This is a genomic window from Rufibacter roseolus (genome assembly GCF_017916365.1).
GTDB lineage: Bacteria > Bacteroidota > Bacteroidia > Cytophagales > Hymenobacteraceae > Nibribacter > Nibribacter roseolus.
Window position 1 is genome coordinate 320,560 of record NZ_JAFMSU010000001.1, and the last position, 15,168, is coordinate 335,727.

General features: G+C 51.6%; 15 protein-coding genes. 6 read left to right on the forward strand and 9 right to left on the reverse strand.

The features are described 5' to 3' along the window. Positions 1 to 98: 98 nt before the first annotated feature. The 3 genes from J3P35_RS01345 to J3P35_RS01355 all read right to left on the reverse strand — a co-directional run bounded on the left by J3P35_RS01345 (position 99) and on the right by J3P35_RS01355 (position 2,661). On the reverse strand, positions 99 to 806 hold the full coding sequence (locus J3P35_RS01345) for a head GIN domain-containing protein (RefSeq protein ID WP_210462315.1): 708 nt from the start codon (positions 804 to 806) through the stop codon (positions 99 to 101). Between the two features lie 93 nt (positions 807 to 899). After that, entirely contained in the window at positions 900 to 1,937 is a 1,038-nt protein-coding gene (locus tag J3P35_RS01350; protein WP_210462317.1) for a DUF3667 domain-containing protein, read from the reverse strand. A 205-nt stretch (positions 1,938 to 2,142) separates the two neighbouring features. Continuing rightward, on the reverse strand, positions 2,143 to 2,661 hold the full coding sequence (locus tag J3P35_RS01355; protein WP_210462319.1) for a hypothetical protein: 519 nt from the start codon (positions 2,659 to 2,661) through the stop codon (positions 2,143 to 2,145). Between the two features lie 216 nt (positions 2,662 to 2,877). Between J3P35_RS01355 and J3P35_RS01360 the strand changes: the two genes are divergently transcribed. The 3 genes from J3P35_RS01360 to J3P35_RS01370 all read left to right on the forward strand — a co-directional run bounded on the left by J3P35_RS01360 (position 2,878) and on the right by J3P35_RS01370 (position 4,865). After that, the gene (locus J3P35_RS01360; RefSeq protein WP_210462321.1) at positions 2,878 to 3,495 is read left to right on the forward strand and encodes a hypothetical protein; all 618 of its coding nucleotides are present in this window, start codon (positions 2,878 to 2,880) and stop codon (positions 3,493 to 3,495) included. A gap of 110 nt (positions 3,496 to 3,605) precedes the next feature. After that, the gene (locus J3P35_RS01365) at positions 3,606 to 4,175 is read left to right on the forward strand and encodes a DUF4256 domain-containing protein (RefSeq protein WP_210464030.1); all 570 of its coding nucleotides are present in this window, start codon (positions 3,606 to 3,608) and stop codon (positions 4,173 to 4,175) included. Positions 4,176 to 4,196: 21 nt separating this feature from the next. Continuing rightward, entirely contained in the window at positions 4,197 to 4,865 is a 669-nt protein-coding gene (locus J3P35_RS01370; RefSeq protein ID WP_210462323.1) for a hypothetical protein, read from the forward strand. 214 nt (positions 4,866 to 5,079) lie between these two features. On the opposite strand, the gene J3P35_RS01375 is transcribed toward J3P35_RS01370, so the two are convergent. Both J3P35_RS01375 and J3P35_RS01380 read right to left on the reverse strand, forming a co-directional pair. Then, positions 5,080 to 7,173 (reverse strand): M56 family metallopeptidase, encoded by a 2,094-nt coding sequence (locus tag J3P35_RS01375; RefSeq protein ID WP_210462325.1) that lies wholly within the window; start codon positions 7,171 to 7,173, stop codon positions 5,080 to 5,082. Continuing rightward, positions 7,148 to 7,549, reverse strand: coding sequence for a BlaI/MecI/CopY family transcriptional regulator (locus tag J3P35_RS01380; RefSeq protein ID WP_210462327.1), 402 nt, complete (start codon positions 7,547 to 7,549; stop codon positions 7,148 to 7,150). The genes J3P35_RS01375 and J3P35_RS01380 overlap by 26 nt, the downstream gene beginning before the upstream one ends. Before the next feature lie 280 nt (positions 7,550 to 7,829). Between J3P35_RS01380 and J3P35_RS01385 the strand changes: the two genes are divergently transcribed. Beyond that, the gene (locus tag J3P35_RS01385; protein ID WP_210462329.1) at positions 7,830 to 8,369 is read left to right on the forward strand and encodes a hypothetical protein; all 540 of its coding nucleotides are present in this window, start codon (positions 7,830 to 7,832) and stop codon (positions 8,367 to 8,369) included. A gap of 68 nt (positions 8,370 to 8,437) precedes the next feature. Here J3P35_RS01385 and J3P35_RS01390 read toward each other — a convergent pair whose 3' ends face one another. Beyond that, positions 8,438 to 8,644, reverse strand: coding sequence for a hypothetical protein (locus J3P35_RS01390; RefSeq protein ID WP_210462331.1), 207 nt, complete (start codon positions 8,642 to 8,644; stop codon positions 8,438 to 8,440). A 485-nt stretch (positions 8,645 to 9,129) separates the two neighbouring features. Here J3P35_RS01390 and arfB point away from each other — a divergent pair, with 485 nt between their 5' ends. Further along, positions 9,130 to 9,534 carry an alternative ribosome rescue aminoacyl-tRNA hydrolase ArfB gene (gene arfB, locus J3P35_RS01395; RefSeq protein ID WP_210462333.1) on the forward strand — a complete coding sequence of 135 codons (405 nt, stop codon included), beginning with the start codon at positions 9,130 to 9,132 and terminating at the stop codon, positions 9,532 to 9,534. A 632-nt stretch (positions 9,535 to 10,166) separates the two neighbouring features. Here arfB and J3P35_RS01400 read toward each other — a convergent pair. Next, positions 10,167 to 10,973 (reverse strand): DUF481 domain-containing protein, encoded by an 807-nt coding sequence (locus J3P35_RS01400; RefSeq protein ID WP_210462335.1) that lies wholly within the window; start codon positions 10,971 to 10,973, stop codon positions 10,167 to 10,169. Between the two features lie 351 nt (positions 10,974 to 11,324). Then, entirely contained in the window at positions 11,325 to 12,674 is a 1,350-nt protein-coding gene (locus tag J3P35_RS01405) for an MBL fold metallo-hydrolase (protein ID WP_210462337.1), read from the reverse strand. Between the two features lie 220 nt (positions 12,675 to 12,894). On the opposite strand from J3P35_RS01405, the gene J3P35_RS01410 reads away from it, so the two are divergent. Continuing rightward, the gene (locus tag J3P35_RS01410) at positions 12,895 to 13,722 is read left to right on the forward strand and encodes a cyanophycinase (protein WP_210462338.1); all 828 of its coding nucleotides are present in this window, start codon (positions 12,895 to 12,897) and stop codon (positions 13,720 to 13,722) included. Between the two features lie 84 nt (positions 13,723 to 13,806). Here J3P35_RS01410 and J3P35_RS01415 read toward each other — a convergent pair whose 3' ends face one another. Next, positions 13,807 to 15,003: a T9SS type A sorting domain-containing protein gene (locus J3P35_RS01415; protein WP_210462339.1), complete on the reverse strand. Its 1,197-nt coding sequence runs from the start codon at positions 15,001 to 15,003 to the stop codon at positions 13,807 to 13,809. Positions 15,004 to 15,168 lie beyond the last annotated feature (165 nt).

A 15,168-nucleotide genomic window follows, 5' to 3' on the forward strand; every position in this document is an offset into this window, starting at 1 on the left:
CTCACCTGAACGCGAAAGCCTTTTAGCCGGACAAAAGAAATGCCCCGGCAGATGGCTCTACCGGGGCATTCAACTGATCAATATTTATCCCAGGGAAACTAGATAGGTCTTACCTTGCCCATGCCGCTGTGTTTCACATTAGGTGAGCCTTTGTAGCTCACATTCACAATGCCGGCGGCTTCTACACTCAGTTCTTTAGAAACGTTGACCTCCGCGTTGCTGGCGCCAGCGGCATCCAGGGTCAGGTAATCGGTTTTTAGGTCAAGGGCTTTCAGGGTGATGGCTCCGGCCAGATCCATCTTTACTTTATCGGCGCGGCCGCTTAAGGTTACTTTGGTGCCTCCGGCAAAATCACCGGTAAGTTCTTTCACCTGCACAGCCATTACCACGTTAATGCCGCCGGCAAACTCAAGGTTTAAAGCCGAACCGTTAATGGTGTTGGTAGAGGTGAGTTTGATGCCACCGGCCAGTTCCAGGGCTTTCAGGTCACGTACCGTTACATACGCTTTCAGACGCTTGGCATTCCGGATGCTGTTTGGTTTGGTCTTAATGGTGAGCATACCATCTTCTACCGTAGATTCAATCAAAGGCAGAATGTTATCCTCGGCCTCTAGTTTCAGTGCCTCAGAAGCACCTTGGGTAAGCACCACCTCAAAGCCGCCGCTCACTCTAAGTTTATTGAAAGAACCTACAGAACGGGTCTGGGTAGTGATTTTGCCGTTGCCTTCTACAGACTGAGCCTGTACTTGTGACACTAAGCAAATGAAGGTGAAGAGCAGTAAAAGGGAAGCGAATGTCTTTTTCATGGGTTTATGGAAATTTAGGGTCAGGTTGTTACTGTCTTTCTATTATAGATGCCGAAATCTGGTAATGGTTGCCTGACCTGCTCAAAAAAGAGATTAAACCGCCAGGCTCACCACCAGCCCTAGCAGCAGCGTAGTTACCCCGGCAATGAGGTAAAGGAACAGGAGCGTGGCCATGTTGAAGAAAGTACGCAGGTAGCCGCGTTTGAAAACCCGCCGCAACCCGAAGAAAAGGTACAGAAAACCCAACAGGTTGACCCAGCCAAACAGGTCTATGGAGGTGAACAGGTACAGCGTAAGCATGTACAGGATATACAGCACAAAGTAAAAGCAGTGCAGGTGAATGCTGAAGATAAGATGCTCCATGTAAAAGCGCTTGGCACGATAAAAGACCAGCTTGAGCAGTAGCGCAAAGACCGGCATGAGCACAAACATCATCAAAGACAGGTATTTGAGCCCCTTGGCAATGAGTTCGTTTCTGGTTAACCGCTGAAAATCGGCGGATTTCTGCAGAACCCCGCGCGTAAACCAGTTGTGTTGCTTAACCTTAAAGGCGGTAAGGGCAGAGTCTAACTGGGCATTGGAGGCATGCGGCGGAATACTGTCCAGCGTGGCGAAATTGTATTGTTCCGCTTTGCTATCGGCCACCAGAAGACTGTCCATCTTAAGGTTTTTCTCCTCCAACCTTTCCCGGACAATGTTCCGGATAGAATCAGGAGTTTGGGGGGTAGCCTGGGTGATGAGGCTGTCTACCTGCATCGGGGCTTTTCTTAATTGCTTTCCTATGATTTGTTCTCCACCTTCCACATGGCCTATCCGCAGGGAGAGCAGGAAAAAGAAGACAAAGGAAATGAACACGTACAGCCTGATGGGCGGCACGTAACCCATGCGCCGGCCCCGGTGGAACTCATTGGTGAGCTTGCCAGGATAGAAAAGCAGGTACTTGAGCGTTATCCAAAACTTGCTGTCATAGTGGATGGTGCCTTCCAGCAGTTCCAGTGCCACGTGTTTGAAGGGCACATTCAGGTCATGGTTCTCCTGACCGCAGCGCGGACAGAAGTTGTCTGGCTGCGCCTGGGCAAACTCAAAATCACAATTGGTACAGACCGAATATTTACGCAGATGCTTGCCCATAAAGCTTTGTACTACACGCTATATATTAGAGAAGCAATATACTGTAAATGGCGGCAAGTAGCAAAGAAAACCCGCTGCTATTGCCTGTAAAGGGCTTTTCTGCAGATCCTCAAAACAGGGTCACGTTCTGGTAGGCAGTAGAAAACCCAATCAAGCCGTTTTGGCCTTGGTTTTGGGAAAACTGCCCTTAAACAGCAGCGCCCGGCTAGGCCCGCTTTACACCCTCGGCCCCAAAAGCTATCCCTCCGTTGTCCTGCACATTGCTGAAGAGGCGCCAGAACTGACCGGTGTTTTCCAGCACGCCCTCGCTGGGCCTGATACGCAGCAGCCGACCGCCTTCCAGGGCAATGGTCAGTTCCCCTTCTTCTGAGGCCGTCACCTGCCACACGCGCATAGGCTCTTTCTGGCCGCGCACCAAATCCTGCAGTTTCCGGTCTCTGAGGTTGCTGCCGGGCACCATCGGGTCAAAGGCTGGATCTGCCAGCGTCTGGGTGTCTTTGGGGATTTCCACCTCCTCAAACCTGATGGCCAATGCTCCGGCCTCCTCCAGTTGCCAATGGCAAGCCACCTCCAGGGTCCAGGCGCCCACGTCCAGGATAAGGCCGGTGGCGTTCATGACGTGCGCCTTCCCGAAGTGGAAGAACTGCACATGCCCCAGCCGGGTGGTTTTGGTCAAGGGCAGCCCCAGCAAATGCTGCATTTCCGGAAAGATGTTCTCACTCATACACACGCGTTTCTAATCAAAAGCGAAGGTACGGATTTACCTGTTTCAACGGGCAGCGTGTTTCAGGGCTGTTTTCTGAAAAGAAGGCTTGAAATGGGAAACGTTTCTGGCCCCGAGGAATAGCAGGCGATTGAAGGTTCTCTGATGATTCGGGAATAAGGTGTATGTTTATTGTAGAATCATCAGATGTGTAATACATGATATCTAAAAACTCGCATGAATAAGATTAGCGGGGTCCTTTTCCTCCTTGTGGCAATATTGGTGAGTTCTTGTGATATGATAGACAGGTGGAAGTCTACTGATCTTCTGGTGGAAGCATTGAAAAAGGGAAAGCATGAGGTCACCATCCAAAGCAGCGTAGACACCATTGATTTAGGAAGACTCACCACCTTTGACTGGGATACGGTGTACTGGTTCGGCGGGTACATCAACAGGGGAAGCGCCGACAAAGAACTGCCCCATATAGACTGGAGGAAAGGCTTTCATGGCAGCAGGCATGTGGACGAAGATGACTACAGATTTGTTTTTGTGAAGGGGAACAGAGCGGTTAATTACGTGGACGTTCCTGATTCTCTTCTCAGCGATATCCACTTGGCTAAATTTTATATTGATGAAGAAGGAAACCAGCAAGATTACTATTATGATGGTGAAGGCAAGTTGCATTCATTTACCTTAACGAATTGGCCCAAGAAAGAAAGCAGGTTTATAATACTAAGAACGGAATCGGGATCTTATCTGCATCCGGTTGGTGGTTGCAGGTATCATGACTGTCCAGGCAACTCAGAAAAAAGAAAGGAAGAACTACTACACCCATCAATACCTATAAAACAGTAACCGCTTTTTAGCTTAGACTCAAGGCATTGGTATAAAAGCATAAACAATCACAGGTAATGGTGCCACCTAATCAATTGCAAGACATTTACAGCCAACCAAAATAGCGCATGATGACTTTAGAAACTGAAAAAGAGTTATCACCAGAACAACGTGAAGAACTCCTCACCACGTTAAAAGGCCGTTTTGAGCAAAACAGGCACCGCCATCAAGATCTTGAATGGGCCAGCATACAAGCAAAGCTGGTAGCCAATCCTAAAAAGCTGTGGTCACTCCATGAAATGGAAAGAACTGGCGGCGAACCAGACATAGTGGGTCAGGATGCAAATATAGGTGAATACCTATTCTATGATTGCGCCGCAGAAAGCCCCAAAGGCCGAAGAAGCGTTTGCTATGACCGTGAAGCGCTGGACTCCAGAAAAGAGCATAAACCAGAAAATAGCGCCGTAGAGATGGCCGACTCCATGGGCATTGACCTTCTCACCGAAGAACAGTACCGGCAACTTCAAACCCTCGGAAACTTCGACCTGAAAACCTCCAGCTGGCTCAAAACTCCCGCTGAGATCAGAAAGCTAGGTGGTGCCATCTTCGCGGATTTCCGCTACGGTCAGGTTTTCGTGTATCACAACGGCGCCTCCTCCTACTATGCGGCCAGAGGGTTCAGAGGCTCCTTAAGGGTTTGATCCACCTCTAGACTGAAAGATATGAAGAACCTCCTCATGCTCATCGTGTTGCTGCTTACTTCTGCTGTGGCAGAAGCGCAGGTAGCCATCATCAACGACAAAGACGGCTTCACAAATGTCAGGGAACAACCAAACGGCCAGTCTGAAATAATTTACAGGATCAGCAACAATGAAGTCTTCTGGTATGGCGAGGAAGAAGACAAAGGAGAATGGGTGACGGTTTACATCCCTAAAAACAAATTCTCCTTTTCCTCTACCCAACTAGATTACCTGCAAGGGTTCATCCATAAATCCAGGCTGCTGCACTTAGAGAAAGTCCAGTCCTACAAAGGAACCGATTTCTCGTTTGAGTATGTGATAGAACCCTTCGCCCTGAAGAACAGAATCGTGGACAAGCAGGAGGGCAAATGGGTTACAGCCATTGATGGCCGGCCGGTTTGGGGAACAGACGGAAACTTTCCTAGAACCCAGGTGAAGGACATAAAGGTGAAGATTGCAGGGAGACCAATTGTTCTAAGTAAGGCCTTCTTTGAGGATATCTACGAGTGCACCAACACCTTCAAGATTTACCAGAACGGAGACACGTATTTTGTTTACCAATGGAACAGTGACGGGGCAGGCAGCTACCAGATTGTGTGGGTATTCACCAAAACGGGCCTGAAACAGAGATTGGTAGGTTCAATGATCTAAAAAGCACCCACCAGGGCCGGTAAGCTGATTATTAACCCCGAACTCTTCTGAATGCTTGCCTAAAATCCCCAACAATTTCCCTCCCTGGTGAAAGCAGCTACTCAGGCTTGTCGCACAAAAATCCCCTTCCTCTCCGTTTCAGGCGCCTTTTTAGAAAATGGGCTCTATACAGAGAAGAAGGGGATTCTGGTTTATAACCTACCAGAAAGAACGGTTACTTTTTAGTTGAGTTCTTGCTGGAGTTGCGATTAGATTGGATCACGAAATTAGAGCCGTCTTTCTGCAGCATCAGGTCCACGTCTTCGCCGGTGGTTGTCTGGATGAGTTTTTTGTATTTGGCAAACAGGGCATCAGACTGTTTTTTGTCATTGATGTAGAGTCCGGTTTTGTCCAGCTTGAATTGGTAGTCATCATCCGCAGATTTGATGAGGCCATCAGACACCAAGGCAGCCTTGAGCTCTTTCATCATGGCCTCATGCTTCTTCATGCGCTCTTCGTGCTCCTTCATCCGGATGCCGTGCTCTTTCATGCGTTCCTCGTGTTCCTTCATGCGGACGGCGTGATCTGCCATGCGGCGGTCATGCTCGGCAGAGAAACGGGCTTGGTCCGCGGCGTGACCTTCCTGGCGATCCTGCATTCTGGCGCCAAATTCCCGTTGCCGTGCCTCAAATTCCTCCATTCTGGCGTGGAATTCCTTCATGCGCGTCTCATACTCCTTCATTTCCTTTTTATAGCGCTTGTTGCTTTCCGGGTCGCCAGACAAAGGCGCAATGGGTGGGATTGGGGCGATTGGCACAATCCCAGACCTTGGCATGCGTGGCATAGGCGGCATGGGCGCTAACTGGCCTCTCCTGCCTCTGAAGTTCACATCGTCGCCTATTCTGTCCAGCGAGGCCTCAACCTCCTCCATGGCGCTTTCCACTTCGTCATCATCTCGGATGGTTTTGCCTTTCTTGGCAGCGGCCAGTTGCTGGTCAATGCGGGACTGGTATCTGCCCAGTTCGCTCTTGGGAATGCGGCGGCCATTCACGTAGACTTCCACCACTTTGCCCTTCTTGTTCTGCACTATCACCAACCCGTCTCCCAGTTGCTGCAAGGTCAGGTCTTCCTCTTGCTGAAACTGCAAAGGCTTCTTTTCTGGCTGCACTTCCGGTGAAGCAGGTATATCTTCTGCATACTGGACTACAAGCGGTTGTTCCTCCGGGGTTTGGGTCTGGACGGTGATGGGTTTAGCGGGCACGTTGTAGTTGGCCCAGGCACTGGCCGAGAAGACCAGCACCCCGGCAATGACGGCACAGCTGGCCAGGAATCCTTCAGAGAAAGAAGGCCGGAGGCTGGATTTCTGCACCAGCCGGGTGATGCGGCCCAATAAAGACCTGCGGCGGCCTGAGAATGCCACGGCAAGTCGCGGAGCGGATACTTTCGTTTTCATGAGCAGTTCTTCTAAGTTAGTTAAGGCATAAGCATAGGTAAGGGAGTCGCCGCAGAGTGCCAGGGCCAGGTCATCGCAGGCGTGCTCCCGCTCGGTGCGGGCGCAGTCTGAGATCCACCACACGGCCGGGTGGAAGAAAAACAGGGTTTCCACCATGCTCTGCAGCAGGTTTAAAAGATAGTCGCGCCGGTGTACGTGGGCCAGTTCGTGGGCCAGAATGGCTTCTACCTGCGCAGTAGATAAACCGGCTAAAGCGCCCAAGGGCAGCAATATCAAAGGCTTAAAGTGCCCGATGACCATAGGCACCTGCACCAGGGCAGACTCGGCTACGCTCACCAGTTGGTGCATGCCCAGTTTGCGGGACAGTTCCACCGCTTTCTGTTGCCAGACCTCGGGCACCACCCGGGTACGGTAAGACCGCAGCCGTTGCACATACACCCAGCCACCCAGCACGCGCAGCCCCATTAGCAGCATACCCATGAGCCACAGCGTTACCACGGCCGGCAGGTTCTGGTTGAAATATCCCCGGCCCTGCGCCAGGGCGTTCTCCCAGAAAGAAGGCGGCGCGGTCTGGATAATGACGGTTTGCACCTGCAATGCGCTGGCCTCCACCGCGGCTACTTCCTGGATTGGCGCGGTGACCGCAGGATTATAGAGGTTACAGTACGTGATGACAGATACCAGCAGCAGGGCGATGAGCCCACCCCAGGCTACCCAGTACCGGGTAGCCGCCGAGTGCCGGTGCATTAACCTAAGCAAGACGCCCACCAGAAGGGCCATCAATGCTCCTTGCCAGAGAGAGTGCAGGAGGGTCCAGCCCAGCGCGTTGGTCACCGCCTGGGGCATGAGTTCATGAATCAGCGTTTGAGGAGTCATCTTCCAGTTTTTTCAAAAGGTGGCGGATTTGGTTTAATTCATCTGGGGTGGTGCGGTGATTGCCCAGGGCCTGCATTACCAGTTTCATGGCCGAGCCGCGGAAAGCGGTATCCAGGAAGCGGCCCAAGAGGTGCTGCTGGGTTTCCTCCTCGGTGACGGCGGCGCGGTACACGTGCGAGCGGCTTTCCTCATCACGCGTCACCAGGTTTTTCTCGTGCATGATCTGCAGCAGTTTTAAGGTAGTGGTATACCCGGTTTCCTTGGTCTTGCTCTGCTCTTCGTTCACAAACCGGACAGTGCTGGGCCCGTGCTGCCACAGGATCTGAAGGATCTCCAGTTCGGTTTCGGTGGGTTTTAAAGGGGCTGTATTCTCCATGGCTTCTCTTCAGGTCAACTCTACGACTTATTTCGTAGTCAATTATACGAAGCTTTTCGTAAAAAGAAAATTTAATCACGAAATTTTTCGTAGTTAAGGTAAAAATAAAAGCTCCTTTTTGCAAAGAAGCTGACTTTCAATATAGTGCAACCTCAACCCGCTGTGCTACCTATAAATGATACTAGCCTCGTGAAAGAAAACCTGCCTTAAGGCCGTTCTGCTGGAGAGTGTTGTCTGCCTTTGAGGCGGCTGTTTGGTTTTCTCTTCCGTACTTTACCGCATGAAGAAAGTATTTCTGTTAGGGCTTTGCCTTTCTCTGCTGGCCTGTTTGCCAGCCTTGGCCCAACGCTACAAGACGGCTGCCGGCCTTAGGATTGGCAGCGATGAGTTTGGGTTTACCATTCAACAAAAAATCCTGGAAAAAACCACCCTTGAAGGCCTGGTCACCGCCTCTCCTCGGGAAATAACCGCCACCATTCTGGGCGAGCAGCACTTTCCTATGCTGGGCCAGCGCTTCAACTACTATCTGGGTGGCGGAGCGCACGGTGGTCGCCTCAAAGATTACGGGGCCATTTACGGCGTAGATGCCATTGTGGGCCTAGAGTATAAAGTGAACGGGCTCCCGTTCCTGCTGTCCGCCGATCTGAAACCGGCCATCCATTTCCGGCACGAGGAGTGGTTCAACATGGGTGGGGCCTTCTCTATCAGGTACGTTATTATCAAGGAGAAGCCACCCACCCCGGGGCAAATCATCAAGGGTATTTTCAGCCCGTCAGACAAAAAGAAGAAGAAAAAGAAAGAATCCTCCTCCTGGTTCTAGCCTGATTGACCTATGCGCTGTTTCGGGCTTATATAAAGGAAAACGGGCCTGAAACAGAAAGCAGTGTTTTACGCTCCGAAGGACACTTTGCCGGTAGGGGCGTAGGCCACTGTGTTGGGTTGCGGAACAGTGGCATCTGCGGTAGGGCCAGGCATCCGTTTTCCGGCTTGGTTGATGTAAATCACTTCTTGTTTGTAGTTAAGGCCGCTCAAGGCATCTTGCAAGGCCAAACCAGAACCAATACACATTGCGAATAATAAGACGATGATTTTCATGGCTTTAAATTTTTAAGGTTAACAGTTACATTTTAGGTTTGTGGGATTGGCCTCCCTGGCGAAGCGCGGGACTTTGTTTTTCTGTTCCCTTACAACTAAAAGATGCAGTGACTGTACTTTTGGTTGTCTGCTCTGATTACTTTCTTTTCCAAAGGTGTGCCAACTTATAAATAATTGATTATCAAGTAATTATAACACACACCCATTTTACAACTGTCCGCCCGCGGACTAAATCTGTCCAAAAATGAACAGCCTTTGTTCACCCGTGCAGTTCCAGGGTATTATCTGCCAGAAAACTTCATTTATTTTCTCCAGTTGAGCCGTTTTCCCAGGAGTTAATCTAGGAGATGGTTTCCCTAAATTTGAGATTTGGTTTGGAAGCCTTGAACCAAGATTGAAAGATCAGCGCCGAATGGCTTGGCCCGCACCAATGTCTCCTAGGGCAAGAAAGAACATCTGACCCGGCGCGTTTACGTATTGCTTCTATGCTCCCAGATCTAACCCCCGAATTGACTTTCCAGACCTCGCGCAGCAGCGGCCCCGGCGGACAGAACGTGAACAAAGTTGCCAGCAGGGTAGAGGTATGGTTTTCCATCGATAACTCCGCTTTGCTCACACAGGAACAGAAAGACCTGCTCTTAGAGAAACTGGCGCCCCGCCTCAACAAAGAAGGCTTTCTGCATCTAGCCAGCCAGGAAGACCGCAGCCAATTGGCCAATAAGGATTTGGTGGTGCAGAAACTCTATGAAGTGTTGGAACAGGCCCTGCACCGGCCCAAGCCCCGCAAGAAAACCCGTCCGTCTAAAGCTGCTGTGCAGAAAAGGCTCCTGGCCAAGCAGAAGCAGGGGCAGAAAAAAGCCAACCGCCGCGGAGGCAGCGCAGAAGACTAATCTTGTTTTTAAGGTGTTTTGAGGAAATTGACTTAAAAAAGATATCTAATCCTTCTCTTCTCTGGTTCAAGTCTATGACTTGGACCCACCATGGCCTGCAGTTTGTAACTGCAGTGAGGCGCCAGCCTCAAACACGGATTTCACTTGCGTTGTGCGGAGAGTTAGCGGCAGCGCTCTCCGCACTTCCCGGACAGCCAATCTCCTGATTGGCGAATTGGCAGAGGTTCCAGTTGGTAGGATATCCCCGTGGTTAGTGTTCTCACCAACAACCTCTACTACCCTTCAATTCACTAAGTGCAGCTACCTCTCACTTCCTTCTTGCTTGTTTCCCGCGCTTGTTCCTCCGTTTAAAGGTTTGTCACTTTTCTCCTTGATGAGAAAAGTAACCAAAAGAATCAAGAAGCCTCCAACTCGCTGACGCTCGGACAGTGAGGCTTCACTTAAGATACCACCTGGCTAAAGCTATCTGTTGCATCGTACACGCAGGCCACTGCCACTTTAATTGCTCATCCGTGCGGCAGACCGTGTCTCGGCCTCACTGTAGGCCTTCGCCCCGGCCCGCCGCAGGTGAGCAACTGTAAAACCTTATTCCCTGCGCAGGCACAAAGGCATCCTTCATTTTATTGGGAATCTTAGAAACTTACCTGAATTCCGTTGGTGAGGCTGTACAGGTAGTTAGGGATGGGCACAATGGGGCGGTTCTCGTAGGTGTGCGAGAAGTTGGTGGTGAGTTGGAACCGGCTGTTGATTTTCATGATGATGGACACATCGCCGCTGAAGCGGTGTCGCGCCATGCCCGCCGGTCGGTCATAGCCAACCTGGTAATAATGAATGGTACTCAGCTCCAGAAACGGGTTCAAAGGCAACCGGATACTGGCGTAATTGGAGAGTTTGGGGATGCTCTTGTTGATGTACCGGTCTTCTTCCAGGTTATGCCAGCGTTCATATTCGTACATGGGGCCGGTGCCCAGGTTGAACCTGATATTGTCTTTCCGGACAACCGCAAACCTGATACCGGCGCCGGCTAGCATCCTTAACTCCAGTCCCCGGTTATAGTCATATTGAGCCTGGGCGTAGGTTTCATAAGATAAGCGGTCTTGCCGGTTAAAGGTCACGCGCCCGTGCACGTAACCGGTCTCTACCTGCGTCTCGCCCTTGAGGCGCACGTAATTGTAAGAACCCAGCAGCAGATACGTATTGCGGTCAGACACGTACCCAATGTTGCCGTTGCCGGTAAGCCCCAGGAAATGGTCGGTTTTGCCTTCTTTGCCCACGGCGCGGTTGAACAGGTTGAGGTTAACGCCCAGCTTGCCGGTGAAATAGTTAGAGGTATCTTTCTCCACCCGGGCTTTTTCTACATTCAGGATTTGGCCCGAGGCCGAGGCAACAAAAAAGAAAAGGAGAAGGAGAAGACCCGAAAGCCGAGGAAAAGAAAGCATAAGCAAGTAATGGTGACCCGGACTGCATAAGCCCGGAGTCATTTCAACGTAAAAAGAAGCCCTGTTAAGGTGCTACTCCATGGGTAAATTGTCCTCATCAGGCACGGCTCCTTTCCCGAAGTTATAGATTTTAGCTTAAAACCCAGCTACTTTCCCCTAAAACCAGGGTTTTGTCGTTTCCTGGCAACTTCGGTCTACGGCTTATTCCAAAGATGATAAACTCAGGCTTCATGAGGTCCAACTTGGTCTTTTACCAGTGATTCTAGCCGGAAAAGCAACACCCTGTTTTGACGCTGCTTTTCATAAAACAGCTTCAAAATAGGGTGCTCAAATGGTACGCTGGGATGTAGGCTATTGGTTTTTGTCTCCGTTAAATTCAGTGATGGCTTCGCCCAGGTCATAGACGGGTACCTGGGTGATTTCCTGGGCCACAATGCTGGCAGCGGCGGCAGAACGGTACCCTGCGGCGCAGTGCACCACAATGGGTTTGTCTGTCGGGATTTCGTCTAAGCGGTCGCGGAGTTCAGGCAGCGGTATCTCCAAGGCATTGGCAAACACCTTTTTCTCCCGCACCTCGTTCGTGTTCCGGACGTCAAGCATGGTGAAGGCATCTGGATTGGCCCTGAACTGGGTCAAATCCAACACCAGCGACTGCACCGTTCCGGGCGGGGCCACCGGCAGCGCGCCCGAAATAAAAGCTTCGTAACCAATGCTGGCGGTACGGCCAATCAACTCGCGCAGCTTTTCCTCGTCCTCGGCGATAAGGTAAAAACCTTCCTGGGGCTTCACCACAGACCCAAGCCAGGTCTCAAATTTGGGGCCTTCCTGCAGGTTGATTGCCTTGGGCAAATGCCCCTGCTTGAACTGGTTCTGGGGCCGCGTGTCAATGATAAGGCAACCTTTGCTTAGTTTATGGTCTGGCTCTATGATGGGTACCTGCTTCACCGAGGTCAGGAACTTGGGTGCGCCTTTCTGGTTCAGGTGCACATCATACTCAAAATAATGGGGCACAAAGGGCTGGTCGGCGGTGATATAGACCACAAACTCGTCCTCGGTCATGTCCTGCAGAGCGGGATTCGTGCGCTTCTCGTCTCCTATGGTGCTGGACTTGGCCTCGCTGATGGCTTTGCCGCAGAGACTTCCGGCGCCGTGGGCCGGATACACCAGCACATGATCTGGCAGCGGCATGAGTTTCTGGCGGGTAGATTGGTATAGCTGGCGGGCCAGTTCCTCGCGGTCGGCGGTCTCATGGCCGGCGCTTTCCCGCAAATCCGGGCGGCCCACATCGCCAATGAAGAGGGTATCGCCGGTGAAGACGGCATGCTCCCGGCCCTGCTCATCGCGCAGCAGAACAGAGATGCTGTCTGGCGAGTGCCCGGGCGTATTGAGGGCCTGCAGGGTCACGCCTCCAATGCGCAGTTCATCTCCTTCGTCAAAGGGCTTGTGCAGGTATCTGGCCCCGGCGCGTTTGCTCACGTAGACACTGGCCTGCCGGGCTTCTGACAGTTCCAGGTGGCCGCTCACAAAATCGGCGTGCGGGTGCGTCTCAATAACCGCGACAATCTTGGCGTCATGGATCATGGCAAACTCTTCGTAAGGCCTGGGGTCCCGTGCCGGATCAATGACCGCAATCTCTGAATCATCCATCACGATGTAAGAGAAATGGGCCAGACCTTTGTCTTCAAATTGCTGAATCTTCATATCACTAGCAGGTACGTATCCGGGGCAACATCGTTGGAGCAGCGGGTTTGCCGCCATACCCTTCCTTGGCGAGGCTGGCAAAGCTTGTTTCCTGCCATTTTCTGTCCTATTTTGACATCCTTGTGCAGGAGGCTACGTTCATACCTCTAGTAGTTTTGCCCACGGCACGCCCCACAATGGTTCGCCCTGACAGAGCCAGCCAAATTTAATTTCCCAACTTATGCAAGTACCCAAAGGAACCCTAATAGCACTGGGCGGCGGCGATGATGATGGTCTTATCAACCTGGTCCGCTCTGAGCTTTGCAGCATTGACTCTCATATTGAAGTGATTACCACGGCCACCCTGGAGCCTATGGAGTCTGGGCAGGCCTACAAAGAAGCGTTTGAGGAGCTGGGCTGCAGCAGCGTGCGCTTCATGCACATTGACGAAGACAACGAAGCAGATAAACCAGAGTACCTTTCGCGCATCGGCAAAGCCGAAGTGATCTTTTTCACCGGCGGAAACCAATTGCGGCTGAAAGAGTTTCTGGCCGGCACCCAACTGCACCAACTCATGCAACGCCGGTTCAAAGAAGAGGAAATCACCATTGCCGGCACCAGCGCCGGAGCCGCCGCCATGTCTGACCGCATGATCTACGAGGGCTACGGTTATTACTCTCTTTTGAAAGGCGAGGTAAAAACCACTGAGGGGCTTTCCTTTATCAAGAACGTGTTCATTGACACCCACTTCACGGAGCGGGGCCGCTTTGGCCGCCTGGCCCATGCCGTCTCCAAGCGCCCGCAGTTTGTAGGCATTGGTTTAGGGGAGGAAACCGGCATCATCATCAAAGGCGGGCAGCACGTAGAGGTTTTCGGGAATGCGGTGGTCACCATCATGGACAGCTCCCACGTGCGTTACTCTAACCTGGAGGAGGTAGAGGAAGGCGAGCCTATTGCCGTGGAGAACCTAATCATGCACCTGCTGGTAGAAGGCCATGAATACTGCTTAACAGACAGGGTCTTCCGGAAGGTCTCCCAGCAAAAGCGCAAGTCGCCCAGCAAAACCTGAATCAAGCGTTCTTAAACCTCCATCACAACAAAAAGCCCGGGGCCTTCAAAGAAGCTCCGGGCTTTTTGCTTATGACTGGTCTGCTTAGTTCTTCACCACCCTGCGGGAGATTTCTTTGTTGTTATCTGTTCTGATATGCAGAATGTACATGCCGGCAGAGAGGTGCTCGGCAGGGATCACGTACGCCCCGCTGGTGAGGGATCTTTGCGAGATAGCGGCACCGTACACTTTCACGCCCTGCAGGTTGAACAATTCTACCTGGGCCTCCTGGAAAGAGACGTTGCTCAAGGCTACTTTAAGGCTGCTGTTGGTAGGGTTAGGGAACACGGCCAGAGAAGACGCCGGCAACTGCTCCGCAGATTTCATGATGTTGAAGGTCTGGAAATCGCTAAACACTTCTCTGAGGGAGTTTTCCAACGCTTCACCTTCGGTCTCTCTTATCCTGGTGATTCTCTCGGTCAAGACGTTGCTGCTGTTGTAGGTAAGCACGTACTGCACCTCACTATCAAACGCCCATGCGTTGTTCTCCCATTCCTGGATAAGCATTCCCGTTATGTTCTTTTTGTCATCATAGGTAATGGTTTCGCGGTCACTGTTTACCCAGGTGGAGCCCGATGCCTCTTCTGTGGTCATGACCAGGGTTCTGGTGGTGGCGTTATAGGACGTGTTCACGCGCTCTTCGTTCACCCAGGTATTGGTGGCGGCGTCGTATTGCTGGGTTTCATACATGATGAACCCAAAGGGGTTGCTGGCTTCAGAAGTCCACATAAAGTTGGTGTCCCGCTCATCATCTTTCCAGGTGTTGGTGGTAGCGTCCCAATCCTGGTGCACAATAGTGTTTGGTTGGGTTTCATTACCAGTGTACAGGTAAATGGATTTACCAGAGTTGGAGAGCGGGCCGGTGCCGCCGGTGGTGGATTGGTACGTAATAGTAGAGGTGCGTCCCCGGGCATCATACGCGTAGGTAGACTTGAAGTCGGTTTTCCAGGTGCTGGTGAGCATATCCCAACTCTGGTTCACGGCCTCGGTCAATCTGAAATTGTCATAGGTATTGACTGTGCGGGACATATTTATTGCGTCTGTGGCCAACACCTGTTCCGTAATCTGCGCGCGGGAGTTATAGGTTGTGGTATAGGAGCTTACCGCTTGCCAGGCTGCCGGATTGGCGTCAGCATCCCAGACGTAGAATTGGGTCTTGCGGGGTAGGGTTATGGTGGTAGTCTGCGCGAAGGCGCTCACGCACAAGGCGCATAGTAAAGCAAGAATGTAAAGTGTTTTCATGGGGCTTTTGGTTTAGGATTCCTGGATAAAAGGTTTCATTGCTAAGACTCCTGACATTGGGTGACCTCCGTTCTAAAAGCACGTACTTTCTCCTCCCTACTACCTCCGCTTCCCTGGCGCTATGCTAAGACCTTTGAACCCAACCTGTTAAGCTTTGACAGTTAC